Origin of the sequence: Corynebacterium kalidii (assembly GCF_022869005.1) — a bacterium.
GTDB classification, from domain to species: domain Bacteria; phylum Actinomycetota; class Actinomycetes; order Mycobacteriales; family Mycobacteriaceae; genus Corynebacterium; species Corynebacterium kalidii.
On the sequence record NZ_JALIEA010000011.1, the window covers coordinates 446397 to 471947 of the forward strand.

General features: G+C 69.4%; 21 protein-coding genes, 1 tRNA gene and 1 riboswitch. Of the genes, 5 read left to right on the forward strand and 17 right to left on the reverse strand.

Annotated elements, in window-relative coordinates:
• Positions 1-148: 148 nt before the first annotated feature.
• On the forward strand, positions 149-1240 hold the full coding sequence (locus MUN33_RS05205; RefSeq protein ID WP_244803823.1) for a 3-hydroxyisobutyryl-CoA hydrolase: 1092 nt from the start codon (positions 149-151) through the stop codon (positions 1238-1240).
• On the opposite strand, the gene MUN33_RS05210 is transcribed toward MUN33_RS05205, so the two are convergent.
• On the reverse strand, positions 1167-1916 hold the full coding sequence (locus MUN33_RS05210; RefSeq protein WP_244803824.1) for a nicotinamide mononucleotide transporter family protein: 750 nt from the start codon (positions 1914-1916) through the stop codon (positions 1167-1169). The two genes, MUN33_RS05205 and MUN33_RS05210, sit on opposite strands and share 74 nt — an antisense overlap.
• Before the next feature lie 9 nt (positions 1917-1925).
• Positions 1926-2058, reverse strand: a riboswitch (FMN riboswitch).
• A gap of 75 nt (positions 2059-2133) precedes the next feature.
• Here MUN33_RS05210 and MUN33_RS05215 point away from each other — a divergent pair.
• Positions 2134-2901: a DUF1648 domain-containing protein gene (locus MUN33_RS05215; protein ID WP_244803825.1), complete on the forward strand. Its 768-nt coding sequence runs from the start codon at positions 2134-2136 to the stop codon at positions 2899-2901.
• Positions 2902-2933: 32 nt separating this feature from the next.
• Here MUN33_RS05215 and MUN33_RS05220 read toward each other — a convergent pair whose 3' ends face one another.
• Positions 2934-3584 carry a TetR/AcrR family transcriptional regulator gene (locus MUN33_RS05220; RefSeq protein WP_244803826.1) on the reverse strand — a complete coding sequence of 217 codons (651 nt, stop codon included), beginning with the start codon at positions 3582-3584 and terminating at the stop codon, positions 2934-2936.
• Positions 3574-5946, reverse strand: coding sequence for an MMPL family transporter (locus MUN33_RS05225; protein WP_244803827.1), 2373 nt, complete (start codon positions 5944-5946; stop codon positions 3574-3576). Before MUN33_RS05225 ends, MUN33_RS05220 begins: the two co-directional genes overlap by 11 nt.
• Positions 5947-6058: 112 nt before the next feature.
• On the opposite strand from MUN33_RS05225, the gene MUN33_RS05230 reads away from it, so the two are divergent.
• A complete protein-coding gene (locus MUN33_RS05230) occupies positions 6059-6730 on the forward strand; it encodes a sulfite exporter TauE/SafE family protein (RefSeq protein WP_244803828.1) in 672 nt (223 codons plus the stop codon).
• Between the two features lie 8 nt (positions 6731-6738).
• On the opposite strand, the gene MUN33_RS05235 is transcribed toward MUN33_RS05230, so the two are convergent.
• From MUN33_RS05235 to MUN33_RS05285, 11 genes are all read right to left on the reverse strand, one after another.
• A complete protein-coding gene (locus MUN33_RS05235) occupies positions 6739-8418 on the reverse strand; it encodes a peptide chain release factor 3 (protein WP_244803829.1) in 1680 nt (559 codons plus the stop codon).
• Between the two features lie 49 nt (positions 8419-8467).
• Positions 8468-9262, reverse strand: a complete 795-nt coding sequence (locus MUN33_RS05240; protein WP_244803830.1) for an ABC transporter permease — start codon at positions 9260-9262, stop codon at positions 8468-8470.
• Positions 9259-10221, reverse strand: a complete 963-nt coding sequence (locus MUN33_RS05245) for an ATP-binding cassette domain-containing protein (protein ID WP_244803831.1) — start codon at positions 10219-10221, stop codon at positions 9259-9261. The genes MUN33_RS05240 and MUN33_RS05245 overlap by 4 nt, the downstream gene beginning before the upstream one ends.
• 1319 nt (positions 10222-11540) lie before the next feature.
• Entirely contained in the window at positions 11541-12467 is a 927-nt protein-coding gene (locus MUN33_RS05250; RefSeq protein WP_244803832.1) for a YwqG family protein, read from the reverse strand.
• A gap of 21 nt (positions 12468-12488) precedes the next feature.
• Positions 12489-13343: a spermidine synthase gene (locus tag MUN33_RS05255; RefSeq protein ID WP_244803833.1), complete on the reverse strand. Its 855-nt coding sequence runs from the start codon at positions 13341-13343 to the stop codon at positions 12489-12491.
• A complete protein-coding gene (gene pth, locus MUN33_RS05260) occupies positions 13340-13996 on the reverse strand; it encodes an aminoacyl-tRNA hydrolase (RefSeq protein WP_244803834.1) in 657 nt (218 codons plus the stop codon). The genes MUN33_RS05255 and pth (MUN33_RS05260) overlap by 4 nt, the downstream gene beginning before the upstream one ends.
• Complete coding sequence (pth, locus tag MUN33_RS05265) at positions 13993-14568, reverse strand: aminoacyl-tRNA hydrolase (RefSeq protein WP_244803835.1); 576 nt, start codon at positions 14566-14568, stop codon at positions 13993-13995. The genes pth (MUN33_RS05260) and pth (MUN33_RS05265) overlap by 4 nt, the downstream gene beginning before the upstream one ends.
• A gap of 35 nt (positions 14569-14603) precedes the next feature.
• A complete protein-coding gene (locus MUN33_RS05270) occupies positions 14604-15215 on the reverse strand; it encodes a 50S ribosomal protein L25/general stress protein Ctc (protein ID WP_244803836.1) in 612 nt (203 codons plus the stop codon).
• A gap of 166 nt (positions 15216-15381) precedes the next feature.
• On the reverse strand, positions 15382-16347 hold the full coding sequence (locus tag MUN33_RS05275; protein WP_369414924.1) for a ribose-phosphate diphosphokinase: 966 nt from the start codon (positions 16345-16347) through the stop codon (positions 15382-15384).
• 108 nt (positions 16348-16455) lie between these two features.
• On the reverse strand, positions 16456-17907 hold the full coding sequence (gene glmU, locus MUN33_RS05280; RefSeq protein ID WP_369414925.1) for a bifunctional UDP-N-acetylglucosamine diphosphorylase/glucosamine-1-phosphate N-acetyltransferase GlmU: 1452 nt from the start codon (positions 17905-17907) through the stop codon (positions 16456-16458).
• 140 nt (positions 17908-18047) lie between these two features.
• Positions 18048-18119 (reverse strand) — tRNA-Gln (locus MUN33_RS05285).
• 90 nt (positions 18120-18209) lie between these two features.
• Between MUN33_RS05285 and mfd the strand changes: the two genes are divergently transcribed.
• Positions 18210-21932, forward strand: coding sequence for a transcription-repair coupling factor (mfd, locus tag MUN33_RS05290; RefSeq protein ID WP_244803837.1), 3723 nt, complete (start codon positions 18210-18212; stop codon positions 21930-21932).
• A 31-nt stretch (positions 21933-21963) separates the two neighbouring features.
• On the forward strand, positions 21964-23109 hold the full coding sequence (locus MUN33_RS05295; RefSeq protein WP_244803838.1) for a MazG nucleotide pyrophosphohydrolase domain-containing protein: 1146 nt from the start codon (positions 21964-21966) through the stop codon (positions 23107-23109).
• Here the strand turns inward: MUN33_RS05295 and MUN33_RS05300 are convergent.
• The 3 genes from MUN33_RS05300 to MUN33_RS05310 are packed head-to-tail and all read right to left on the reverse strand — an operon-like array spanning position 23036 to position 25514.
• Entirely contained in the window at positions 23036-23965 is a 930-nt protein-coding gene (locus MUN33_RS05300; RefSeq protein WP_244803964.1) for a metal ABC transporter permease, read from the reverse strand. The two genes, MUN33_RS05295 and MUN33_RS05300, sit on opposite strands and share 74 nt — an antisense overlap.
• Positions 23965-24657 (reverse strand): metal ABC transporter ATP-binding protein, encoded by a 693-nt coding sequence (locus tag MUN33_RS05305; protein WP_244803839.1) that lies wholly within the window; start codon positions 24655-24657, stop codon positions 23965-23967. Before MUN33_RS05305 ends, MUN33_RS05300 begins: the two co-directional genes overlap by 1 nt.
• On the reverse strand, positions 24654-25514 hold the full coding sequence (locus MUN33_RS05310; RefSeq protein WP_244803965.1) for a metal ABC transporter substrate-binding protein: 861 nt from the start codon (positions 25512-25514) through the stop codon (positions 24654-24656). Before MUN33_RS05310 ends, MUN33_RS05305 begins: the two co-directional genes overlap by 4 nt.
• Between the last annotated feature and the right edge of the window lie 37 nt (positions 25515-25551).

Genomic DNA, 25551 nt, shown 5'->3' on the forward strand with positions numbered 1-25551 from the left:
ATCCGGACGGTGATGTGTCGTCTGAGCGACCATTCTTTCTGTCACGATAGCAATGATGCGTGTCTCAGGTCACAGGTTCATGGTATTCACCTGGCTCATAGAGGTGCCCCCGTGCCGCCGCCGGTGGTTTCGTGCCACCATGGCAGTCATGAACACCACACCCACCTCCCAGTCAGCCGATGTCCGCGTCGAGAAACTCGACGGCGCCGGCGTGATCACACTCGACCGCCCGAAGGCGCTGAATGCGTTGGACCACGGGATGATCAACGCCATCGCCGCCGCACTCGACAGTTTCCGCGACGACGACGCGGTGGACCGGGTCCTGCTGTGCTCGGCGGGGGAGAAGGCCTACTGCGCCGGCGGCGACGTCCGGTCGGTGCGTGACTCCGACCTCACCGGGGACTACACCCCGGGCGACGACCTCTTCCGCGACGAGTACGACATGAACCACGCGCTGGCGACGTTCCCGACGCCGACGGTGGCGCTCGTCGACGGCATCGCCATGGGCGGCGGCCTCGGTGTCTCCGCCCACGCCGGCGTCCGCGTCGTCACCGGGAGGACGTGGCAGTCGATGCCGGAGATGGCGATCGGCTTCATCACCGACGTCGGCATCTCCCACGTGTTCACCCACCTGCCGCACGTCCCGGAGAACTCGCGTGTCGCGCTCGGGGTGTTCCTGGCGACCACCGCCTACCGGCTGACCGTCGACGACCTGCTGTGGAGTGGACTGGCGACGCACCTGCTGCAGGACGGGGACACCGCCGCGTTCCGGGAGGCCCTGGTGTCGGACGGGTTGGATGCGGCGTTGGCGCGGACCGTGGGCCGCGACGCCGCCGGTGAGTCGACGCTGGCCCGTAACCTGGACTGGATCACCGCCACCTTCGACGGCGACGACTGGTCGGAGATTCAGCGACGGGTCGACGCGGCCGAGGGGGACTTCGCCGACGAGGTCCGGGCGATGCTCGCCCCGGCGAACCCGCTGTCGCTGGTGGGTGCCACGGAGCTGCTGAACTACTCCGCCCACGTCTCGCTGCGCCGTGCCCTGGACGCGGAGTTCGCCCTGGGGTGCCTGCTCCGCAGGCAGCCGAACTTCCCCGAGGGTGTCCGTGCGGTCCTGGTGGACAAGGACCGGCAGGCGACGTTCTCCCCGGCGACCGTCGCGGAGGTCACGCCGGAGCAGCGTGAGGAGATCCGGCGGACCGTCGCTGGACCCGCAGCCACACCACGAAACCCCAGGTGACGAACGCGCCGTAGACGAGGTAGAGGGCCGCGCTGGGGTAGTAGCCCGCCGTGAAGAGCAGCGGGACGCCCACGACGTCCACGGCGATCCAAATCAGCCAGAACTCCGTCCACCCCTTGGCCATGCCGAAGGTCGCCAGGAGGGACCCGGTGAAGATCCAGGCGTCCGCCCAGGGACCCCACGAGCCCAGGGCGCTGAAGACCCAGGCGAAACCGCAGGTCCCGACCACCGCGACGGCGAGCATGAAGAGCCGCTCACGCGGGGTCGCCCAGCGGGGTTGCACCGCCTCGTAGGTGTCCGCCGGTTCGGAGAGGATGGACCGCGACGGGTCGGTGTCGACCGGTTCCCGCATGCCCGCGGTCCGGGCCCGGTGCCACTGCCACCAGCCGTAGAGGCTGACGGTGAAGAACATCACCTGGCGTCCTGCCTGGCCGTAGAGGTCGAGGTCCTGCGGGGTGTGGAACACGCCGCCGAGGAACACGGTGAACAGCAGGACGTTTCCGACGATCCCCACCGGCCAGGCCCACACGACCCGCCGCATGCCGCCGACGGCCGAGGCGATGCCGAAGCCGTTGCCGATGACCTCCCGCCAGAGGATCGCCGAGTCGCCGATCGACCACTGCGCGTTGAGGAATGTCGTGAGGGCGTCGCCTACCGACGCCAGGATTCCGGACATGAGGTGTCCAGCCTTTCTCTCCCGTCCGGACTGTGACCGTCGGCTCCGGAATCTCACCGGATCTGCTTGACCCACCTGGTGGAGGTGGCGCTCGCGGGCTTTCACCGCCGGTGGGGAATTCCACCCCGCCCTGAGAATGCTTACAGATGGTCAGGGTACACCGGCCATCCGGTGGAGGGGGCTGTTTCGTCCCGCCCGGCTGCTACTGTCGGGGAATATGACGGTGCACCCGGATGCGGAACCCCGTAGCGAGAACCACCCGCCGGTGACGATGCCGGGCTACCTCTACCTGCTGGCGCTGGTGCCGCCGCTGGCGTCGGCGGTGGCGGTGGTCGCGTCCTACGACGCGGTCCCGGATCCGATGCCGACGCACTGGGGTTTCTCCGGGGAACCGGACGCCTGGGCCCCGAAGTCGATGTCCACCCTGCTGTTCGGGATGCTCCTCGGACCGGTGATCTGTGTGCTGGCCATGGCTTTCGCCGGCTTTATGATGCGTACCCTGTCCGCCTCCCTGTTCGAGCGTGGCGGGGCGAGGTCCCCGGCGGACGCCCGGCGCACCTGGCATGAGCTCCGGATGATGCAGCCGGTGGTGGGCGTGTACTGCGTGCTGCTCTCGACGTCGCTGACCCTTCTGATGCTGGGGCTCAACGGCCCGTGGGAGTGGCTCCAGGGGATGTCCGGATGGCTCGAGGCAGTGGCGATGCTCGGGATCGTCGCGAGCACGGCCTGGCTGCTGGTGACGACGGCACGGCGCGGCGAGGCCGTCGCCGAACGTTTCCCGTTCGAGGACGGGCGTCGGCGCCGGTGGCTGATCTTCGTCGAGATCCCGGGCAGTGACCGGGTGATGGTCGATACCGGCACAGGCTCGAACTTCACCTTCAACGTCGCCACCCGGGGAGGCCGGATCGGCGCGGTGGTGCTGCTGGTGGTGCTTGCGGCGGCGGGGCTGATGCTCCTGGCGACGGCGGTGACGGCGTTGTTCTGAGGGGTTGACGACGCCACCGTCCGGTGCCGCCCTCAGCCCCCGAACCCGGTGCGCAGCAGCGCGAACCCTTCGTCGAGGACCTCGGTGGGGGAGCGGTCGGTCGACGCCCAACTGGGGAACATGACCATGCAGTCACGTCCGTCCTCCGCGGCCTTCGACTCGACGGCGATGGCGCCCGCCGTCAGGCAGGACACCATCATCAGGGCACTGGCCTGGCGGCTCATCGTCCCGCGTGCCCGCTGGTGGAGCGCGTCGAGCAGCCCGTCGGCGATGTGCATGACCCGCTCCTTGTCATCCGGACCGGTGATGTAGCTCAGGTGGTCGGCGATCGAGCGGAGGTTCAGCAGGGTGCCGGGGTCGTCGGAGACGGTGCCGTCCTCGTCGACCCGGCTGGTCACCAGCCGTTGCATGATGTCGAGAGGGTGCTCGTCCTCGGGGGCGTCCTCGACGTCCTGCCGGAGTTCGTCGATGGTCTCCTCGATGAAGAACAGCAGTGCGTCCTCCCGCCGCGGGAAGTAGTTGTGGAACGTGCGGGTGGACACCCCGGCCCGCTCGGCGACGGCGGCGACGGTCATCCCGTCACTACCTTCGCTGAGCAGGAGTTCCGCCGACGCGCGGGCGAGTGCCCGGCGGGTCTCCTCCTTCTTCTGCTCCCGGAGGGAGGGTGTGTCGTTAGCGGCCATCTGTCGTCGGGCTCTTGTCGAACGGGTTGGTGGTGTGCTCCGGTGCCTCGAGGCCGACCAGTCCCTCGCCCTCGACGTCGACGGTGGGGATGATCTTGTCGAGCCACGCCGGGAGCTTCCAGGCGCGGTCGCCGAGCAGGAAGAGGACGGCGGGCACGATGGTCATGCGCACGACGAAGGCGTCGATCAGCACGGCCATGGCCAGGGCGGAGCCCATCACGGCGATGAACGGTTCGTCCATCAGGATGAAGGCGGCGAACACCGAGATCATGATCAGCGCGGCGGCGGTGACCACACGGGCCCCGTGCTTGAAGCCGTTCGAGACGGCGTTGCCGGCGGTCTTGCCGTGGACGTAGCCCTCGCGCATGCGGGTCACCAGGAAGACCTGGTAGTCCATGGCGAGGCCGAAGACGATGCCGATGAGCATGATCGGCAGGAAGGAGATGATCGGCTGCGGGTCGTCGGTGATACCGAGCCAGCCCCACTGCCAGATCCCGACGGTCAGGCCGAAGGTCGCGGCGACCGACAGGGCGAAGCCCAGTGCGGCGATCAGCGGGACCCACAGGGACCGGAAGACGACCATCAGCAGGACGAACGCCAGCACCACGACGATGGCGACGTACGGCACCAGGACCTCCGACAGGCGGTCGGAGATGTCCTCGAAGATCGGGGTGACGCCGGTGACGGCGTACTCCGCGCCGGTGGCGTCGTGGAAGGACGCCTCGGCGTCGCGGAGGGCCTGCAGGGTGTCGTTCGTGGCCTCGGCGTTGGCGCCGGTGGTCGGGGTGATCAGCACCTGGGCCGCGGACCCGTCCTCGGCCATCTGGGTGATCTGCGCGTTGGCCACGCCGTCCTGGCCGCCGATGGTCTCCACGGCGGCACCGTAGGCGGCCGGCGCGGTCTCCGGGTCATCGGAGGTCACCAGGGCGATCATCGGGGCGTTGCGGCCGGGGCCGAAGTCCTCGTTGATCCACTCGGCGGCGGTGCGCTGCGGGCTGCCGAGCTTGGCGGAGTCGTCGGTGGGCATGGCGAGCTGCAGTCCGCCCACCGGGATCGCCAGCAGGACGAGCAGCAGCACGGCGCTGACGGAGAACACCACGGGGCGCTTGCGGATCTGGCGGACCCACTTCAGGCCCATGGTGGGCTTATCGTCCTCGGGGTCCGGGGCCTTGACCACCGGGGCACGTCCGGCGAAGGACTTCGTGCCGAAGGCACCGAGGATCGCGGGCAGCAGCGTGACCGCCACGACCACGGCGATCAGGACGGTGAACGCCGCGGCCAGTGCCATGGCGGTGAGGAAGGGGATGTTGATGATCGACAGCGCCGCCAGGGCGATGATCACCGTCAGGCCGGCGAAGCAGACCGCGGAGCCGGCCTTGCCGACGGCGAGCCCGGCCAGGTGGGCGCGTTGCCGGTGGCTGGTCCCCTTGATCGCCTGGGCGAGTTCCTTCGGCGTCATGTTGTTGCCGCCGGCGAAGGCGACCAGCTCGTTGCGGAACCGGGAGACGATGAACAGCGCGTAGTCGATGCCGACGGCCAGGCCGATCATCGACGCCAGGGTGGGGGTCATGCTGTTGATGGTGTCGGTCAGCGCCGTGGCCGCCATGATCAGCATGATCCCGGTGCCGACGCCCACGATCGCGGTGATCAGCGGGAGCCCGGCGGCGACGAAGGAACCGAAGGTGATGATCAGCACGAGGGCGGCGATGACGATGCCGACGAGTTCGGCGGTGCCGCCGATCTCGGCCATCTGGAAGGCGTTGCCGTTGTAGGAGACCTCGAGGTTGTCGGTGGAGGCGTCGTCCAGCACGCCGGTGACGGCCTCGGTGTCTTCGGGGGCGATGTCCATCGCGGTGTCGGCGTCGAAGGCGACGGTGAACGTGCCGGTCCGGCCGTTCTCGCTCACCGGCGACAGCGCCTGGATGTCGGCCTGGATCTGCTCCTCCGGCAGGCCCTGTCCGGCCTTGGCCTCGGTGAGCTGCTGTTCCATGCCGGCGGCCGCGGTGACGGGGTCGACGATGCTGTCGGTGTCGGTCAGCGCGTCCTGGCTCTTGAGCTCGGTGATGAGCTTCTCCAGGTCGGCGTGGGTCGCGGGGTCGGTGAGGGAGCCGCCCTCGGGGGCGCGGACGACGACGGTGCCGGTGGCGGCCTCCATCTCGTCACCTCCGCCGGGGAAGTACTCGCCCATCTTCTCCTGGGTCTCGACGGACTCGAGCCCGGGGATGGTGAAGGTCATGGAGGTCGATTTCGCCATGGTGCCGGCGAGGGTGCCCGCGCCGATGAGCACCAGGAGCCAGACGGCGATGAAACGCCACCGGTAGAGGTATGCGGATCGTCCGATCCGGTAGAGGAGTTTAGCCATGGGGCACATTATTGCACTGCCCACGCAAAATTGCAGCGCCAGTGCACAACTATATGTTTAGCATCACGCTCGTGGAGGTGGGTCGTCCCCGGCAGCGTGTAGGATCAGCCGGGTGTTGTACGTGCTGAGCTTCGCCCTGATGGACACGGTCAATTTCCTGCTGATCGGCGTCCTGGTCGCCGTGGGCGTGGCCCAGCCGCTCAAGGACAAGGGGGGACGGTACGGCGCGGTGGCGGCGCGCCTGGTGTTCGGCGACTGGCTCGGTGTGCTGGTGCTCGCCCTGCTCACCATGGTCGTCTTCGACGGCCTGGGCGGGAAGATCACGGCATTGGTGGAGTCGCCGGTGTTCGGCGTCCTGCTGATCCTCACCGGCCTCGTCAGCGCGGTGCTGGCGTGGCGGGGCACCGGGGACGGTGAGCCCGGGCTGGTCCGGCGCATCATGAAGCCGCTCAGGACGCCGTCCATGGCGACCGTCGGCACGGGCGTCGTCCTGGGGCTCGCCCAGTCGGTGACCTCCATCCCCTTCTTCGCCGGCATCGCGGTGATGAGCGCCGGCGACTTCGACACCGTCGTCCGCTACACCGGCATGGTCGCCTACGCGTCGGTCGCGTTGAGCCTGCCGTTCCTGTGTGCCCTGGTGATCGGCTACATCAGGATGCGGCCCTACAGCGCCGTGGGCCGCGGCTTCGGGTGGATGCGCCAGAACCAGGCCACAGTCGCCCAGATCGGCGGCTACATCGTCGCGGTCTTCCTGGTCCTGCTCGGCGTCGTGCACATGTTGTGACGCGGTGGCTAGTCGGCCACCAGCGGCTCCATCGTGAGCTCGGGGTGCTCCTTCTCCACGAAGGCGAGCTTCCACTTGTCACCGAACAGGGCGATGAGCGCCCCGTCGGAGCGGGTGAAGATCTCCACGCCGCGCTGGCGTCCGAGCTCGGGTGCACTGGCGGCGTCGGTGCGTCGGGCCACGGAGTAGGGCACCGGTTCGGTCACGGTCTCCACGTTGTACTCGGCGAGCATCCGGGCCTGCATGACCTCGAACTGCATCGGGCCGACGGCGGCCATCACCGGGCTCGCGTCGCCGCGGGCGTCGTTCTTCAGGATCTGGACGACCCCCTCGGAATCGAGCTGCTCCAGGGCCTTGCGGAACTGCTTGTACTTGCCCAGCGTCTTGGCGCGCAGTGTGCGGAAGTTCTCGGGGGCGAACTGGGGCATCGGGCGGAACTGGACCTTGCGCCCCGCGTAGATCGTGTCGCCGGGGGCGAGGGTGCCGGCGTTGACCAGACCCACGATATCGCCGGGGTAGGCAGACTCCACGGTGTTGCGGTCGCGGCCGAAGACGGTGAGGGCGTACTTCGTGGAGAAGCTGCGGCCCGACTGTGCGTGGGTGACCTGCATGCCACGGGTGAATTCACCGGAGACGACCCGCATGAAGGCGAGCTTGTCGCGGTGGTTGGTGTCCATCCCGGCCTGCACCTTGAACACCACGCCGGCGAAGTTGTCGGTGACGTCGCGGACCGTGTCGATCGCCGCACCGGCGGAGGACGCCGCGGCCTCGAGGACGGCGGGGTCGGAGTCGCGGGACGACGGCTGCGGCGCCAGGGCGCAGAGGGTGTCCAGGATCTGGTGCACGCCGAAGTTCAGCATCGCCGAGGCGAAGATCAGCGGGGAGGTGGTGCAGTCGAGGAACAGCTCCTGGTCGTGGACCGCACCGTCGGCGGCGAGCAGTTCGGCCTCTTCGGCGGCGGTGTCCCAGGCGCCGTCCTCCTTCGCGGACGCCTCCTCGGGGGAGTAGTGCTCTTCCGGGGCGATGGTGGAACCGCCGGCAGTGCGCAGGAAGTGGATGTACTCCTGCACCTCGCCCTCGCCGTCCAGACGGGCGAGCCCGCGGAAGTCACCGGCCGGGCCGACGGGCCAGAACAGCGGGGTCGGCTGCAGGCCGATCTCGGTGACGATCTCGTCGACGAGCTCCAGGGGTTCCTTACCCGGCCGGTCCCACTTGTTGATGACGGTGATGATCGGCAGGCCGCGGGCCTTGCACACCCGGAAGAGCTTCAGGGTCTGCGGCTCCAGGCCCTTCGCACCGTCGACCAGCATCACCGCGGCGTCGACGGCGGTGAGCACCCGGTAGGTGTCCTCGGAGAAGTCGGCGTGGCCGGGGGTGTCGACCAGGTTGATCATGTACGGCTCGCCGGTGTGGCCTTCCGGGGCGTACTCGAACTGCAGGGCGGAGGAGGCGACGGAGATGCCGCGGTCCTTCTCCATCTCCATCCAGTCGGAGACGGTGGATTTGCGGCCGGCCTTGCCGTGGACGGCACCGGCCTCGTTGATCACGTGGGCGTGCAGCGCCAGCGCCTCGGTCAGCGTGGACTTACCGGCGTCGGGGTGGGCAATGACGGCGAAGGTACGCCGACGGTGGGCTTCGGAGGCGACGGTGGAGGTGCTGGCTGGGGATGCTGCTGCGGTGTCTGACACGTCTGGACACCTTACCTGCGTGCGGGGTACTCCGGAAACGAGGTGCCGTCTACTCCGCCCGCCGGAACCTGAGCACCGACAGGGGAGCGAAGACCAGCACCAGCAGGATCGCCGCGCCGAAGACGGCGAGCACGGGGTTCTGCATCGTCCAGATGTCCGGCGCCGGGGCGTCGCCGGTGTTACCGAAGAGCTCGCGGGTGGCCTGCACCAGCGCGGAGACCGGGTTCCACTCGGCGAAGACGCGCAGTGCGGTCGGCATCGTCTCGGAGGGGACGAAGGCGTTGGACAGGAAGGTCAGCGGGAACAGGACCATGAACGTCGCCGAGTTCATCACCTCGGGGCTGCGGACGACCTGGCCGAGCAGCACCATCACCCAGGAGAACGCCCAGGAGAACAGCAGGAGCAGCCCCATACCGGCGAGGAAGCGTCCGACGCCGTCCTCGAACCGCCACCCGACGGCCACGCCGGACAGCACCATCACCACCAGCGTCAGGGAATTGAGGACGAGGTCGGCCAGGGTCCGGGCCACCAGGACGGCGGACGGCGCCATCGGCAGGGTCTTGAACCGGTCGATCAGGCCCTTCTTCCGGTCCTCGGACATGAACATCCCGGAGAACGTCGAGCCGAAGACCACCGTCTGCACGAAGATCCCGGCCATGAGGAAGTCGGTGTAGTTCTGCCCGGGCACCTGGATGGCGCCGCCGAACACCTGGCTGAACAGCAGCACGAACATGATCGGCTGGATCATGCCCCACATCAGGACGTCCGGCGTCCGGCGGAAGTGGATGAGGTTGCGCAGTGTCACTGCGCGGACGTCGGTGAACCAGTTGCTGACGGTGGTCATGATGCGTCCTTCCCGGTGTCGTCTCCGGTGAGGGAGAGGAAGACGTCGTCGAGGGTGGGGCGGGCCAGGCCGATGTCGTGGATCCCGAGGCCGTGGGCGCGGATGTCGTGCAGTGCGCGTTCCAGTGCGGCGGGTCCGTCGTCGACGGCGAGGGTGAGGGTGCGTTCCTGCCGGACGACGTTCTCGCCACCGAGGGCCAGGGGCTGCAGGAGCAGGGTCGCGGTGTCGACGTCTGCGGGGTCCGCCAGGGTCACGGTGACCCGCTGGCCGCCGACCTGCGTCTTGAGGACGTCGGCGGTGCCTTCGGCGATGACGGTCCCGTTGTCGATCACGCTGATCTCGTCGGCGAGCTGGTCGGCCTCCTCCAGGTACTGGGTGGTCAACAGCAGTGTGGTGCCGGCGGCGACGCGTTCGCGGATCACGTCCCACAGGCTGAGGCGGGCAGCGGGGTCGAGACCGGTGGTCGGTTCGTCGAGGAAGAGGATCCTCGGGTTGTTCACCAGCGAGGACGCCAGGTCGGCCCGTCGTCGCATGCCTCCGGAGAAGCCTTTGACGGGACGGTCGGCGGCGTCGGTGAGGTTGAACAGCTCGAGGAGTTCGTCCGCACGCTTCTTCGCCGTCCGGTCGCCGAGGTGGAAGAGGCGACCGATGAGCATGAGGTTCTCCCGCGCGGAGAGGTCCTCGTCGATGGTGGCGTACTGGCCGGAGGCGCCGATGATCTCCCGGACGCGGGCAGGCTGGCGTACCACGTCGAGCCCCGCGACGGTGGCGGTGCCGGACGTGGGCCGGATGAGGGTGGTCAGGACCTTGACCGTGGTGGTTTTCCCCGCACCGTTGGGGCCGAGGAGTCCCCGGACGGTGCCTTCGTCGACGGAGAGGTCGAGGCCGTCGAGAGCCCGGACCTCTCCGGAGGAGGACTGGTAGGTTTTCCGGACGTCATGCAGCTCGATGAGGGGCATGCTCTCGGATGGTACTGCACCGGGGCCGTGCTGGACAGGGCCGTGAACGGATCCCGTGTGGGGGACAGCGGGCCGGCGGCGACGGTGCTCACCGCCACGCCGCCGGGGCCGGTCCAGTGCAGGGTGACCGCGTCGTCCAGGCTGGTCGGTGTCCAGATCCGCGCCGTCTTCAGGGTGTGGTGGGTGCGGCACAGGCTGATGCCGTTGGTGACGCAGGTGTCCCCGTCGCTGTCCGGGTCGGTGTGCGGCGAGCTGACCAGGTGGTCGTGGTCGCACCGGTCGGCGGGGACGCTGCAGCCGGGGAAGCGGCAGTGGCCGTCACGCCCCTCGATCAGTGCGCGTTGCAGGGTGGTGAAACGGTAGGACGGGGTCGGCGGGACCTCGGCGGCGTCGGGCAGCTCGCGGATGCGGGCGGCCAGGGCGGTGAGCTCGGCGGCCGTGGTGGGGCAGACCCACCCGGTACCCAGGACGTAGGCCGGTGCGTCGCCGTGGGGCCGGTAGGCGTTGACGGTGACGGTGAGCTGGTCGCGACGCCCGCCGAGCGCGCCGAGGGCGACCTGACCGCGGCACCGGGACATCGGTGGCGCGGGCCGGTCGTCGTCGGTCATCTCACGCCGGGTGGTCAGCGCCGCTGTGCCGATGGCCTGCCAGAGTGCGTCGGCGGTGACCTCGCTGCCGCAGTCCAGGGTCAGGCGGGTGCCGCGCCGGGTCAGTGACACCGCCGCCGCCTCGTCGGTCTCGGTGGCTTCGGCGACCAGTGGGGCGAGGGTGCACAGGATCTCGTCGGTGACGTCGGCCAGGGCCGTGTGGATGGTGTTGCCGGTGTTCCTGATCCACTGGGTCAGCAGGCGTGCGACAGCGGTGTCGAGGAGGTCGGGCACCTCGGCGCCGGCGGCGCGGAGGGCGCGGTTGTGACGGTTGATCCGCGACCAGATCGCGTCGAGGTGGTCCACGGAGAAACGACCGTCGGAGCGGAAATGGTCGAACAGGTCGGGCATCCGCGCGGCGAGGTCGGCGGCGTGGGCGTAGCGGTGGGCTTCGCTGGTGGTACGGCGACGCAGTACCAGAGCCGTGGACAGGCGGGCGTCGTGGGGGATCCCGGTGAGGAAGTCGACGAGTTTCAGCTCGGCGGCGTTGATGCCCGTGGAGTACTCGGTGGCCAGGGCGGCGTAGGTCTCACCCGAGATCGGTTCTGTTCGCGGCATGGTCCCCTCCTTGTCGATACGAACACTGTATCGGACAGGGCGGACACGAAACGGCGAAGAGCACTATTTCTTCGAACGTCAGTTCTAAAACGTCGAAGACTCCTCGATTGATTGTCAGGTCTGCTGGTAGACGGCCTGCACCCGATCGAAGTGGCGGGCGGCGAGGTCGGCCGTCCGGATGAGGAAGTAGACGTCGCCGTCGCCGTACTTGCCCCCGTCCCAGTTGTAGATGTCGAGCTGGAACAGCAACCTCCAGTCGGAGACTTCCTCATCGGTACCGTCACCGGCGATGTAGTCGCGGGGATCGCTCTGAAGCGGGACAGGGGTTCCGAGCAGCTGATGATGCCGCCATCCGTCCCAGCACTCGTCCTCGTCCCAGAAGTCCTCGACACCGTCGGTGACGTCAGCGAGTCCGCCCGGCTCGAACACGTACTCCGTTTCGGGGGCGTTGCTGGTCTCGACGGGGATGGTGACTCCGCCGAACAGGGTCACCGGGCGGGCCGGGGCGTGGAACACCTCCGCATCGAAGCTCCCGGTGCCGTGCGCAGCGGCGTCAGCCAGGTCGTCGGGCATGGTCGCGGCCACTGTCTGTTCAGCGGGCGAGGTGTCCCAGACAACGGCGGCGACGCGGGCACCGTTCTCCCAGGGGCCTACACAGAAGTCGTAGAAGAAGAGGAGGCGACCGGTGTCCGGCAGGTCGGCGGCGACCTCCCCCAGGGCGTGTGCCTCGGCAAGGTCGATCTGGGCGACGAAGGCGAAGGGCAGGTTCCGGGACAGGTGGTCCAGCATCATCTTCTCGTCAGACGAATGCCCACGTCCGGCGATGTCCCTGGGGTCCGTCGGGGGTTCGGGGCGTGGCCACTCCATGCCGACAGGTAGGTCTGGTACTCCGCCGAGTCTCGAGCCAGTGCGGACGGTCTCGTCAGGGTCGCCGGGCTTGAGGCCGATTGCCGGTATGAGGACATCCAGCACGTTGTCCACGTGTTCCGGCGCGACGTGCTTTTCTATGGCTGCCCGCGCTTCGTGAAGTGACTCAAACATGCGGGCCAGTCTATCCCCGGCTCAGCCCTCCCGCCGCGGCTTCGCGCCGGAGAAGAACTGCCGCACCCAGGCGTCGTCCCGGTACTGGGCCGGCACCGCGCCGCCGAGCAGCTCCCGGGTCGCCGCAGCATGCGCGGGCGTGCCGGCCTCGAGCAGGGGCACGTCCGAGCCGGCCAGGATGATGTTCCCGTAGCGACGGCCCTTGAGCATGGGCGGATCGGCGATCACGGCGAGGTGCTCCCACACCTCCGCCATGCCCGCGAGCTCCGCTTTCGCGCCGGCCAGGTCGGCGTGGTCACCGCAGTTGGCGAGGTACACGCCACCGGGTGCGAGCCCACGGTGGCAGTCGCGGAAGAACTCCACGGTCGTGAGGTTCTCCGGGGTCACCGCGCCGGCGAAGGCGTCCCGGATGACCACGTCGCGGCTGGATTCGGTGACGTCGGCGGCGACGTCGCGGGCGTCGTCCACCCGGATCTTCACTCGCGGGGAACGGGGGATGTCGAACCACTCGCGGGACAACCGGGCCAGCTCGCCGTCGAGCTCGACGACGGTGTTCCGGGACTCCGGGTAGACGTCCGCCACGTAGCGGGCCAGGGTGCACGCCCCTCCGCCGAGGTGGGTCACCCGCAGCCGTGACGGGTCCAGGTGCGCGTCGACGTGGGCGCGTAGGCCGACGGCGATCCATTGCATGTACTCGAAGGCGAGCGTCCGGGGTTCTCCGAGGACGATGTGGCTGCTGGGCACCCCGTTCACGCTGATCAGCCAGCCGTCGGTGTGGTCCGGGTCGGGCTCGAGTTCGAGGATGCCGTAGTCGCCCTCGTACGTCCCGGCGACAGGCGACGGCTGACGGGCGGACCTCTTCTTCGCGGTACTCACGACCGGGAGTGTATCTCGTGCTGCGCCGCCGGGAGCCCCCGGGTGACGATGATGTCGACCGCGTCGGCGGCGGTCCCGGCGGTGGCGTCCCAGTCGGTGCCGTCGTCGAGGGCGGTCAGGACATACTCGACCACGCCGGTCCCGGCCGGCGGACGCCCGATCCCCACCCGCACGCGCACGTAGTCGCGGGTGCCCAGTTCGGCGGAGACCGACTTCAGCCCGTTGTGGCCGTTCTCGTTGCCGCCCAGCTTCACCTTGACCCGTCCGGCGGGGAGGTCGAGTTCGTCGTGGACGACGACCACGTGGTCCGGGCTGATCCCGTGGCGCGCGGCCAACGGGGCCACCGCCTCACCCGAGAGGTTCATGAACGTCGTCGAGCGCACGAGCAGGACGGCCTCGCCGTCGATGTCGACGCGCGCGACCGTCGCCTTCGTCCCGGGGAGCCCACGGAGCCCGTCGGCGGAGGAGCGCTCCACGAGGCGGTCGGTGACGAGGTAGCCGACGTTGTGGCGGGTGCCCTCGTACCGTCCCCCGGGGTTGCCGAGTCCGATGACCAGCCACCGGGCGGGCGTCTCCGCGCCGTCCGTGCCGCCGTCCGTGCCGGGGGAGGAGGGGCGGCGGACGAGGGCCGTCAGGCGGGCGAGCAGACTCATGACCCCGAGCCTACCGCCAGGCCGACGATGAGATCCGCGGCGTCGGCGAGGGTGATCGGCAGCTCCGTCCGCTCGGCCTTCGAGAAGGGTTTGAGGACGTACGACGCCGGGGCCATGCGTCCGGGCGGGCGTCCGATACCGACCTGCACCCGGTGGAAGTCGCGGGTGCCCAGGGACTTGGCGATGTCGCGGAGACCGTTGTGCGAGTTGAGCCCGCCGCCGGACTTCAGCTTCACCACGCCGGGGTCGAGGTCCAGTTCGTCGTGGACGACCACGACGGCGTCGGCCGGCACCCCGTAGTAGGAGGCCATCGCCTTCACCGGTCCACCGGACTGGTTCATGAAGCTGCGGGGGACGCCGAGGACCACGCGACGGTCCCCGATCCTGGTTTCCGCGACCCGCGCGTTGAGCTTCCGGTTCGTGGTGAAGGTCGGCGGGCCGGCGGGACCGCCGCAGTGCCCGGCGAGTTCGTCGAGGACCATGGCGCCGACGTTGTGGCGGGTGCCGTCGTACCGGGACCCGGGGTTCCCGAGGCCGACAACGAGAAAGGGAGACCGGTCAGTGCTGTTCACTGATCCAGTCTCCCATACCCGGGTGCGGGGTGAAACTACTCCGCGGACTCCTCGGCGGCCTCGCCGGCAGCCTCGTCGGTCTCCTCGGGCTCCGCGGCGACCTCGGGCTCGATGATGTTGACGATCAGGGTGTCGGCGTCGGACACCAGGGAGGCGTTCGCCGGCATCTGCAGGTCACCGGCGGTGACCTGGTCGCCGATGAGCTTGCCCTCGATGGAGAAGGTGATCTCCTCGGGGATGGACAGGACGTCGGCCGCGATGGTGACGACGTCGGCGTCCTGGACGACCTGGGTGCCCGGGGCGGCCTCGCCCTCGGCGACGACGGGGACCTCGACCTCGACGGTCTCGCCGCGCTTGACGGACAGCAGGTCGGCGTGGTCGATGTCCAGGGTCAGCACGTTCTGGTCGACGGCCTTGATCATGCAGAGGTTGTCCTGGCCGTCGACCTCGACCTCGAGGATCGTGTTGACGCCGTGGTTACGGACGATGCCCTGGAACTCCAGCAGGTCGAAGCTGACGTGGATCGGCTCGTGGAAGGATCCGTAGAGGACGGCCGGGATGCGCCAGTCGCGACGCAGACGGCGGGACGCGCCCTTGCCGAACTCGTTGCGCGGCAGTGCGCTGATGCGGGTGATGTTGGTTGCCATGGTGAACTCCTGGATGTCGGAACTGATCGGTCTCACGAAAAAAGCCGCAGACTCTGCTGCGGCTCATGGTGCGGTGACCGTCCCGTGGTGAAAGAACACCGTGGAACGTATGCGCGCCGATAACGGCTGGTGTGGACCAGCCCTCGCCGAGACGGTCACGAGTGTATCACTCGAAGAGCGTGGTGACCGAACCGTTCTCGAAGATCTCGTGGATGGTCTTGGCGACCAGCGGTGCGATCGGCAGGACGGTGAGGTTGTCCCACCCCTCGGTGCTCTGCGGCAGGGTGTCGGTGGTGATGATCTCGCGGGCACCGCAGTTGTCGAGCCGCTCGCGGGCCGGACCGGAGAACACGCCGTGGGTGGTGGCGATGATGACGTCGCCGGCCCCGGCTTCACGCAGGACCTTGACCGCGCCGGCAATGGTTCCGCCGGTGTCGATCATGTCGTCGAGCAGGATGCAGGTCATGCCCTCGACGTCGCCGACGACGCGGTTCGCGGTGACGCTGTTGGCCACGTCGATGTCACGGGTCTTGTGGACGAACGCCAGGGGGGCGCCGCCGAGCACGTTCGACCACTTCTCGGCGACCTTCACGCGGCCGGCGTCGGGGGAGACCACGCAGAGGTTGTCCTTGCCGTACTTCCCGATGATGTAGTCGGTGAGGATCGGCATGGCGTGCATGTGGTCGACCGGGCCGTCGAAGTAGCCCTGGATCTGGTCGGTGTGCAGGTCCACCGAGACGATCCGGTCGGCGCCGGCGGTCTTGAGCAGGTCGGCGATCAGGCGGGCGGAGATCGGCTCACGGCCGCGGTGCTTCTTGTCCTGACGCGCGTAGGGGTAGAACGGCAGGATGGCGGTGATGCGCTTGGCGGACCCGCGCTTCAGGGCGTCGATCATGATCAGCTGTTCCATGATCCACTTGTTCAGCGGCTGCGGGTGGGACTGCAGGACGAAGGCGTCCGAGCCGCGGACCGACTCCTCGAACCGGACGAAGATCTCGCCGTTGGCGAAGTCGTGTGCGGTGGTGGGGGTCAGCTCGATACCGAGCTCGCGGGCGACGGCTTCGCCGAGCTCCGGGTGGGCACGACCGGAGAAGAGCATCAGGTTCTTCTGGTTGTCGATCCAGTGGGACACGGGTTCTACGACCTTTCCGACTGCGGGGAGGTGTGGGTACAGGACTTTGCTGAGTATATCGCTGCTGTGAGTGTAAGACGGGGGCAACCTCCGGACCAATCCGGCGGGTCAGGCCCCGTCCCCACGCTGGGCGGCCTCAGCAGCCTCAGCGGCCGCGCTACCGGGACGCTTGCGCTGCACCCAGCCTTCGATATTGCGTTGCTGACCACCGGAGACCGCCAGGGCGCCGGCGGGGACGTCGTCCTTGATGACCGTCCCGGCGCCGGAGTACGCCCCGTCGCCGACGGTCACCGGGGCGATGAACATCGTGTCCGACCCGGTGCGCACGTGGGAGCCGACGGTGGTGTGGTGCTTGTTCACCCCGTCGTAGTTGACGAAGACGCTGGACGCGCCGATGTTCGAGTATTCGCCGATGGTGGCGTCGCCGACGTACGTCAGGTGCGGCACCTTCGAACCGCGGCCGATGGTCGCGTTCTTGGCCTCGACGAACCCGCCGAGCTTACCCTCGTCACCCAGGACGGTGCCGGGGCGCAGGTAGGTGAACGGGCCGACCTCGGCGTCGGCACCGATGACGGCGTCCACTGCGTGGGTGCGCACCACCGAGGCACGCGCGCCGACGGTGACGTCCTGCAGCGTGGAGTCCGGGCCCACGGTGGCGCCCTCGGCGACGGTGGTCCGTCCCTTGATCTGGGTGCCGGGCAGGACGGTCACGTCCGCGCCGATGCTGACCTCCACGTCGATCCACGTGGTCGCCGGGTCGACGACGGTGGCGCCGCCACGCATCGCCGCCTCGACCGTCCGGCGGTTGAGTTCCCGGCCGGCGGCCGCGAGCTGGACGCGGTCGTTGACGCCGGCGAGTTCGCGGTAGTCGTCGGAGCGGTGGGCACGGACCGGGTGCCCGTCGTGCCGGGCGATGCCGAGCACGTCGGTGAGGTAGAGCTCGCCCTGGGAGTTGTCCGTACGCAGCCGGGTCAGGGCGTCGCGCAGGATCGCCGCGTCGAAGGCGAAGACCCCGGAGTTGATCTCGGTGACCTGACGCTCCGCCTCGGTGGCGTCCTTCTCCTCGACGATGGCGGTGACCTCGTTCTCCTCGTTCCGGATGATCCGGCCGTACCCGTACGGGTCGGCGAGGGAGGTGGTCAGCACGGTCACCGCGGTCGGCACCTCGGTGTGCGCGGCGTGCAGGTGGCCGAGGGTGTCCCCGGTGAGCAGCGGGACGTCGGCGTTGGTCACGATCACGGTGCCCTCGAAGCCCTCGAGAGCGGGCATGGCGCACTGCACCGCGTGTCCGGTGCCGAGCTGTTCGTCCTGGACCGCCAGCTCGACCGGGGCGGTGAGCTCCCCGGCGATCTTCTCGGCGGCCGGGCCGACCTGGTCGCGGCCGTGGCCGACGACGGCGACGATGCGCTCGGGGGCGACGGTGTCCGCGGCGTGCAGACTGTGCGACAGCAGGGTCCGTCCGCCGATGGAGTGCAGGGTCTTCTGCGTGGTGGATTTCATGCGGGTCCCGGCACCGGCGGCGAGTACGACGACGGCGACCGGCTTGTTCTGTTCAGTCACGATGGGCGGTGTCCTTCACTTGGCGGTCGACTGCGGAGGTGGATCACACGAATGACCGACAGTGTAACGCCGGGGACCCCGTACACCGGGCACGGGGCAGGTCAGCGGGTTCCGGCCGGTCGTTCCCCGACATGAAAAAGCTCCCCCACCAGGACTCGAACCTGGAATGACGGTACCAAAAACCGCAGTGTTGCCGATTACACCATGGGGGAACAGCCCGGGCTGTGGCTCATCCGGTGCAGCCACCCGTCCCGGTCAACCGGTCACTCTACCTGATGACCGTCAGACTACGATGGTTGCCCATGAGTGCCACCCACACGACTCCACCGCTGTCTGGAGTACTGCGTACCGTCGCCTCCGATCCGAAGCTGAGGGGAATGGTCACCCATGTGGGCGACCGGCGCCTGCACATGCAGGGGCCGGAGGCGTCGTGGCCCTTCGCCGTCGGCGCCCTGGCGCAGGAGGCACCGGTGCTGCTGGTGACCGCGACCGGACGGCAGGCCGAGGACCTGACCGCCCAGCTCACCGCGATGCTGGGGGACACGGTGGCCATGGTGCCGTCGTGGGAGACGCTGCCGCACGAGCGGCTGTCCCCGGGGGTGGAGACCGTGTCGCAGCGTCGTCGGGCGCTGTACCGGCTGGCCCAGGGCCAGGTGCGGGTCCTGGTGGCACCGACCCGCTCCGTGGTGCAGCCGGTGATGGCCGGACTCGGCGACGTGGAGCCGGTGCGGCTGGTCGAGGGCGAGGAACTGGACTTCGCCGAGGTCCAGCAACGGCTCGTGGAGTTCGGCTACACCCATTCCGACGTGGTGGGACGGCGCGGTGAGTTCGCCACCCGCGGCGGCATCCTCGACATCTTCCCGGCGACGGCGGAGATGCCGGTGCGCGTCGAGTTCTGGGGTGACGAAGTCAGCGAGGTCCGGGCGTTCTCGGTCGGCGACCAGCGCACGATCCCGGAGGCGGTGGCCCAGCCGGTGGACGTCCACCCCGTCCGCGAACTCCTCGTCACCGACGACGTCGCCCGGCGCGCCGGGGCGCTGGCGCGGGAGAACGCGGGGAACCCGGAGCTGGCGGAGGCGTTCGACAAGATCAGCCAGCACACCCCGGTGCAGGGGATGGAGTCGCTGATCCCGCTGCTCTACGACGGGCCGATGCAGACGTTGCCGGAGCTGATGCCGGACGGGGCGCACACCGTGGTGCTCGCCCCGGCGGCGGTGCACCGGCGGGCCGAGGACCTCATCGCCACCGGCCGTGAGTTCCTCGCCGCGGGGTGGGAGGTCGCGGCGATGGGTGGTGCGGCGCCGGTGGACGTCGGTGCGATCGCGGCGGAGTCGCAGGACGGCGCGCTGGACGTCGACCGGGCGGGGTACCGGGGGCTGGCGTCGCTGCGGGCGACGCAGGACGCCCTGGGGATGCCGTGGTGGACGTTGTCGCCCACCGGCGTCGCGGACTGGGAGGACGGCGACGACGGGGCCGACAGTGAGCCGCTGCTGCTCGACTTCACGCCGGCGCCGGCCCCGCACGGGGAGATGGAGGCGATCGGTCAGCTGATGGCCACGGTCCGGCGTCGGGTGGAGGACGGTGGGCGCGTGGCGTACGCGGCACCGTCGCCGACGATCGTCGCCCGGATGCTGCGGCGGTTCCGGGAGGCCGGGATCGCGGCGGAGGCGGTGGGCGTGGACCTGGACGGCATCACCGGCCAGGGACGGATGCGCCGGTCGAAGCACAACACCGACGAGGTGCCGGCGGCCGGGACGGTGAGCATCTACCAGGCGCCGGCACAGGCCGGTCTGGAGACCCGTGAGCTGCTGTTCATCACGGAGTCCGATGTCACGGGCAACCGGGTGGAGGCCAGTGCGACCGGGCGTCGGAAGCCGGCGAAGAAGCGTAACCGGGTCGACCCGCTGGCCCTGGCGCCGGGTGACCTGGTCGTCCACGACCAGCACGGTATCGGCAAGTTCGTGAAGATGACCGAGCGCACCGTCGGCAAGGGGCCGGACGCGTCGCGGCGCGAGTACCTGGTGCTGGAGTACGCCCCGTCGAAGCGAGGTGGCCCGGGCGACCAGCTGTACGTGCCGATGGACCAGCTGGACCTGTTGTCGCGGTACGTCGGCGGGGAGAAGCCGTCCCTGTCGAAGATGGGTGGGTCGGACTGGAAGAACACGAAGAAGAAGGCCCGTGGTGCGGTCCGGGAGATCGCCGGTGAGCTGGTGCAGCTCTACGCGGCCCGGCAGGCCGCGCCCGGCTACGCCTTCGACCCGGACTCGCCCTGGCAGCGGCAGATGGAGGAGGCGTTCCCCTTCACCGAGACCGAGGACCAGTTCAACGCCATCGAGGCGGTGAAGGGGGACATGGAGAAGCCGGTGCCGATGGACCGGGTGATCGTCGGTGACGTCGGCTACGGCAAGACCGAGGTGGCGGTGCGGGCGGCGTTCAAGGCGGTGCAGTCCGGTAAGCAGGTCGCGGTGCTGGTGCCGACGACGTTGCTGGCGCAGCAGCACTACCGCACGTTCGTCGACCGGATGCAGGACTTCCCCACGCAGATCCGGGAGCTGTCGCGGTTCACCTCGGCGAAGGAGTCCGCGGAGATCTTCGCCGGGATGGCCGACGGCACCGTCGACATCGTCGTCGGTACCCACCGGTTGCTGGGGACGGGGATCCAGTGGAAGAACCTGGGGCTGATCGTCGTCGACGAGGAGCAGCGGTTCGGTGTGGAGCACAAGGAGCACATCAAGTCCCTGCGTACCCACGTGGACGTGCTGACGATGTCAGCCACGCCGATCCCGCGCACGCTGGAGATGTCGATGGCCGGCATCCGTGAGATGTCGACGATCCTCACCCCGCCGCAGGACCGGCACCCGGTGCTGACGTACGTGGGGTCGCAGGACGAGAAGCACGTGGCCGCGGCGATTCGGCGGGAGCTGCTGCGTGACGGCCAGGTGTTCTACGTCCACAACAAGGTCAAGAGCATCGAGGACACCGCCTCGCGGATCCGGCAGCTCGTGCCCGAGGCGCGGGTGGTCGTCGCCCACGGGCAGATGAGCGAGGAGCAGCTGGAGACCACGGTGCAGGGGTTCTGGGACCGGGAGTTCGACGTGCTGGTGTGCACCACGATCGTGGAGACCGGGCTGGACATCGCCAACGCCAACACCCTGATCGTGGAGAACGCCCACCACATGGGCCTGTCGCAGCTCCACCAGCTGCGGGGCCGGGTGGGACGTTCCCGTGAGCGGGCCTACGCCTACTTCCTCTACCCGAAGGGCGAGACCCTCACCGAGACGTCCTACGACCGGTTGACCACCATCGCGCAGAACAACGACCTGGGTGCGGGTATGGCCGTGGCGCTGAAGGACCTGGAGATGCGTGGTGCGGGCAATGTGCTGGGCGCCGAGCAGTCCGGGCATATCGCCGGGGTCGGCTTCGACCTGTATGTGCGGCTCGTCGGGGAGGCCGTGGAGGCCTTCCGCGCCATGGCGGACGGGGAGACGGTGGACGGGTCGGACACCGCCGAGCGCCGGGAGATCCGGATCGACCTGCCGGTCGACGCCCACATCCCGGTGACCTACATCGCCAGCGAGCGCCTCCGGCTGGAGGCGTACCGCAAGTTCGCCGAGGCCGCCGACGACGAGGCGTTGCGCCAGGTGCTCGAGGAGCTCCGCGACCGCTACGGCGACATCCCCGAGGAGGTCCAGCGGCTCGTGGTCGTCGCCCGTCTGCGGATGGTGTGCCGGGACCTGGACGTCACCGAGGTCATCCAGACCGGGTCGAAGATCAGCTTCTCGCCGATCACGTTGGCCGACTCCGGGCAGGTGCGTCTCAAGCGGCTCTTCCCGGCGGCGACGTACCGGGCCACCCCGAAGACGGTGCTGGTCCCGGTGCCGAAGGAGGGGTCGGGGATGCGGGCCGTCGCCCTGCGTGACCTGGATCTGGTGCAGTGGTGCGCCAACGCCCTGACGGACCTGGCGGGCGTCCCGCGGCGGGACATCACGGCCGCAGCCGGACACTCGGAGCCGGTTACCCGCTGAGACCCGAGCGTGACCCGGTACACTGACCCCCATGTCAGTCGTGCTGCTGGACCCCAGATTCCCCGCGATGCTGCCCGTGGAGGCGGTACCGCTGCTCGGTGACGACGTCTGCTACACCGAGGAGGTGCCGGTGCGGATCCGCTGGGTCATCGCCGACCTCGGCGGGCACACCGTGGAGGACACCGAGGTGATCGTGACCACCGACCTCGCCAACGAGACCGTGGTCGACCGCCTCGAGCGGGGAGACACGCTGGTCAAGGCGCCGAGCCTGCTCATGGAGATGGCCGGCGACCGGGAGATCGAGGCCGCGCCGTCGACAGCTCCCGCACAGGCGGCCCAGGCGGCGGTGGACTACTCCGGCGGAGGGGTGGTGGACGGTGAGATCGTCGGCACGGACGACCACACCGCCGCCGTCGCCGGTCTGCGCCGGACCTCGCGCACCGAGGTGCCGTCCTCGGTGATCGACGAGATCGAGGACGCCGTGGCGCTGATGACCCGGGCGATGCGGCAGGGGGAGTGGGAGCAGTCCCAGACCCACCACTCGCTGATGGCCTACCTGCGGGAGGAGACCGAGGAGCTGGCGCAGGTCGTCGCCCAGGTGGACCCCGGCGAGGACGAGTCCGGCATCGACCAGCAGGAGCTGTGCACGGAACTGGCCGACATCCTGCTGCAGGTGCTCTTCCACGCCGAGATCGCCAACCGGCGCGGGGCCTTCGACATCGGCCACGTCGCCGGGGCGTTCGTGGCCAAACTGCGCTCGCGGGCGCCGTACCTGTTCGAGGACGTGGAACGTCCGGTCTCGCGGGAGGAGCAGGACCGGCTCTGGGCCGAGGGACGGGCGAAGGAGGGCAAGCCTGCCTACAAGGACCAGCCCCCGGTCCGCGAGGAGCCGCATGCCACGACGTTCGCCGCGGTGACCGGTGCCGAGGCGTCCGAGGCTGCCCCGTCGGCACCGTCGGCACCGTCGGCGCTCGCGGCGGCGGAGGAGGTCATCATCCTGGCCCGCCGGCACGGCCTGGCGGACTCCGAGATCCCCACCGACATCCGCTTCCCGATGATCGGGCTGGAGCGCGACGACATCGGGGACTCGGACAACCGCCTGATCACCGCGGTCGAGACGTTCCGGAGGGAACTGGAGCACCGCTACGGCGGGGGCGCCGACGGCTGGGGGAAGTGACCCCACGGGCGCCACGACCGCGCAGCATGCCGGTCACCAGGCCTTCCCTCGGCGCGAAGAGGTAGGCCAGCAGGAACACCCCGGCCTGGACCAGCACGATCGTCCCGCCGGCCGAGATGTCGCGGTAGAAGCTCAGCCAGATGCCCGCCACCGAGCTGGCCCAGGCCACCGCCGGGGCGATGAGCATCATCCGTCCGATCCGGCGGGTCAGCAGGTACGCCGTCGCGCCGGGGGTGATGAGCAGGGCGACGACGAGGATCACGCCGACGGCCTGCATCGACGCCACGACGACGAGTGCGAGGCAGACCATCACCGTCCACCGGACCGCACCGGTGCGCATCCCGATGACCCGGGCGTGCTCCGGGTCGAAGGCCCAGGCGGTGATCGAGCGTCGCATCACCAGCATCGTCACCAGGGCCACCGCGCCGAACAGGAGGACCTGGACCATCGACTCCCGGGAGATGCCGAGCAGGTTGCCGAAGAGGATCTCCTGCAGGTTCGTCCCCGCCGGGGTCACGGAGACCAGTACCAGGCCCAGGGCGAAGAGGGCGGTGAAGATCACCCCGATGGCCGTGTCGCCCTTCAGGGTGGTGCGTTGGCCCACCGCGCCGACCATGCCGACCGCGAGCAGGGCGGCGACGAGGGCGCCTATGGCGAACGGCCAGCCGAGGATGTAGGAGACCACCACCCCGGGCAACACGGCGTGGGAGACGGCGTCGCCCATCAGCGACCAGCCGATCAGCACGAGCCAGCAGGACAGTACCCCGGCGATCACGGCGGTGACGGTGGCCACGACCAGGGCGCGTTGGATGAACCCGTAGTCGAGGGGTTCGAGGAACCACAGGATGTCGGACATCATGCCTCCGGTGCAGGGGTGCTGAAGGTGGTCAGGAGATTGTCGGTGGTGAGGACCTCGGACGGGGCGCCGTGGGCGACGACCGTGCGCTGCAGCATGGTGACGGTGTCGCACAGCTCCGGGACCGAGCCCAGGTCGTGGGTGGAGATCAGCACGCAGCGTCCGTCGTCGGCCATGGTGCGCAGCAGGGTGCTGATCGTGGACTGGCTGACGGTGTCGACCCCGGCGAAGGGTTCGTCGAGGAGGACCACGGTGGCGTCCTGCGCCAGGCCGCGGGCGACGAAGACCCGCTTCTTCTGCCCGCCCGAGAGCTGGCCGATCTGCCGGTCCGCCAGGGCGGTGAGGTCGGTGCGGACGAGCGCGTCGTCGACGGCGCGCCGGTCGTCCTCCCGCGGTCGTTTGAGCAGCCCCATGTGCCCGTAGCGGCCGGTGGTGACCACGTCACGGACACTGACGGGGAAGGTCCAGTCGACCTTCTCCGACTGGGGGACGTAGGCGGTGCTGCCGGTGACAGACACCGTCCCGCGGTCCGGGCGGACCCCGCCGGTGAGGGTGCTGAACAGGGTGGACTTGCCGGAGCCGTTCATGCCGACCAGTCCGTGGACGCTCCCCGCCTCCAGGTGCAGGGAGACGTCCTCGAGTGCGCGGACCGTCCCGTAGCTCACGGAGACGTCCCGGAGGGTGATCGTCACGGTCGGTCACCCCGCAGGCCGGTGACGATGGTGTCGACGTCGTGACGCAGCAGGTCCAGGTACGTCGGCGCGTCCCCGTCCGCTTCGGTGAGGGAGTCGACGTAGAGGGTGCCGCCGTCGCGGGCGCCGGTGTCCCGGACAAGCTGCTCCTTGGGGCCGGGGTCCACGGTGGATTCGCAGAAGACCGCCGGGACGTCGTTGTCCTCGACGAAGGCGGTGGCACGGCGGATCTGGTCCGGGGTGGTCTCCGCGTCGGAGTTCACCGGCCAGATGTAGCTCTCGGTCAGGCCGGCGTCGCGGGTGAGGTAGCTGAACGCCCCCTCGCAGGTCTGCAGGGCGCGCTGGTGCTCCGGCAGCCGCGACAGCCCGTCGGTGAGGTCGCGGCGTACCTCGTCGAGCCGCTCCCGGTACGCCGCGGCGTTGTCGCGGAAGGTGCCGGCGTCGGCCGGACGGTGGTCGCTGAGTGCGTCGACGATGTTGTCCACGTAGACCGACGCCAGGGTGGGGCTCATCCAGGCGTGGGGGTTGGGGTCGTCGGTGCCCGCGATGGTGACGGGGTCGATGCCGTCGGTGACCGTGACCCGGGTGGCGTCGGAGTCCGCGGTGAGTTTGTCCAGCCAGTTCTCCAGCCCGAGACCGTTGCTCAGGATCATCTCGGCATCCGCGGCGGTGCGGATGTCACCGGGGGTGGGGTCGTAGCCGTGGACCTCGGCGCCCGGACGGGTGAGGGACGCGACCTCCAGGACGTCCCCGGCGACCTCCTGGGCCATGTCGGCGAGGATCGTGAAGGTGGCGAGGACCTCAGGGGAGTCGCCGGGGGAGTTGCCGGGTGCGCACGCGACGAGGCTTCCGGCCATGAGGGCGGTCGCGGTGGCTGCGGTGGTTCTACGGACG

Coding starts and splice junctions, on each gene's coding strand:
- MUN33_RS05205 (WP_244803823.1), top strand. CDS start 149: ATGAACACCACACCCACCTCCCAGTCAGCCGATGTCCGCGTCGAGAAA.
- MUN33_RS05210 (WP_244803824.1), bottom strand. CDS start 1,916: ATGTCCGGAATCCTGGCGTCGGTAGGCGACGCCCTCACGACATTCCTC.
- MUN33_RS05215 (WP_244803825.1), top strand. CDS start 2,134: ATGACGGTGCACCCGGATGCGGAACCCCGTAGCGAGAACCACCCGCCG.
- MUN33_RS05220 (WP_244803826.1), bottom strand. CDS start 3,584: ATGGCCGCTAACGACACACCCTCCCTCCGGGAGCAGAAGAAGGAGGAG.
- MUN33_RS05225 (WP_244803827.1), bottom strand. CDS start 5,946: ATGGCTAAACTCCTCTACCGGATCGGACGATCCGCATACCTCTACCGG.
- MUN33_RS05240 (WP_244803830.1), bottom strand. CDS start 9,262: ATGACCACCGTCAGCAACTGGTTCACCGACGTCCGCGCAGTGACACTG.
- MUN33_RS05245 (WP_244803831.1), bottom strand. CDS start 10,221: ATGCCCCTCATCGAGCTGCATGACGTCCGGAAAACCTACCAGTCCTCC.
- MUN33_RS05250 (WP_244803832.1), bottom strand. CDS start 12,467: ATGTTTGAGTCACTTCACGAAGCGCGGGCAGCCATAGAAAAGCACGTC.
- pth (WP_244803834.1), bottom strand. CDS start 13,996: ATGAGTCTGCTCGCCCGCCTGACGGCCCTCGTCCGCCGCCCCTCCTCC.
- MUN33_RS05270 (WP_244803836.1), bottom strand. CDS start 15,215: ATGGCAACCAACATCACCCGCATCAGCGCACTGCCGCGCAACGAGTTC.
- mfd (WP_244803837.1), top strand. CDS start 18,210: ATGAGTGCCACCCACACGACTCCACCGCTGTCTGGAGTACTGCGTACC.
- MUN33_RS05295 (WP_244803838.1), top strand. CDS start 21,964: ATGTCAGTCGTGCTGCTGGACCCCAGATTCCCCGCGATGCTGCCCGTG.
- MUN33_RS05300 (WP_244803964.1), bottom strand. CDS start 23,965: ATGTCCGACATCCTGTGGTTCCTCGAACCCCTCGACTACGGGTTCATC.
- MUN33_RS05310 (WP_244803965.1), bottom strand. CDS start 25,514: ATGGCCGGAAGCCTCGTCGCGTGCGCACCCGGCAACTCCCCCGGCGAC.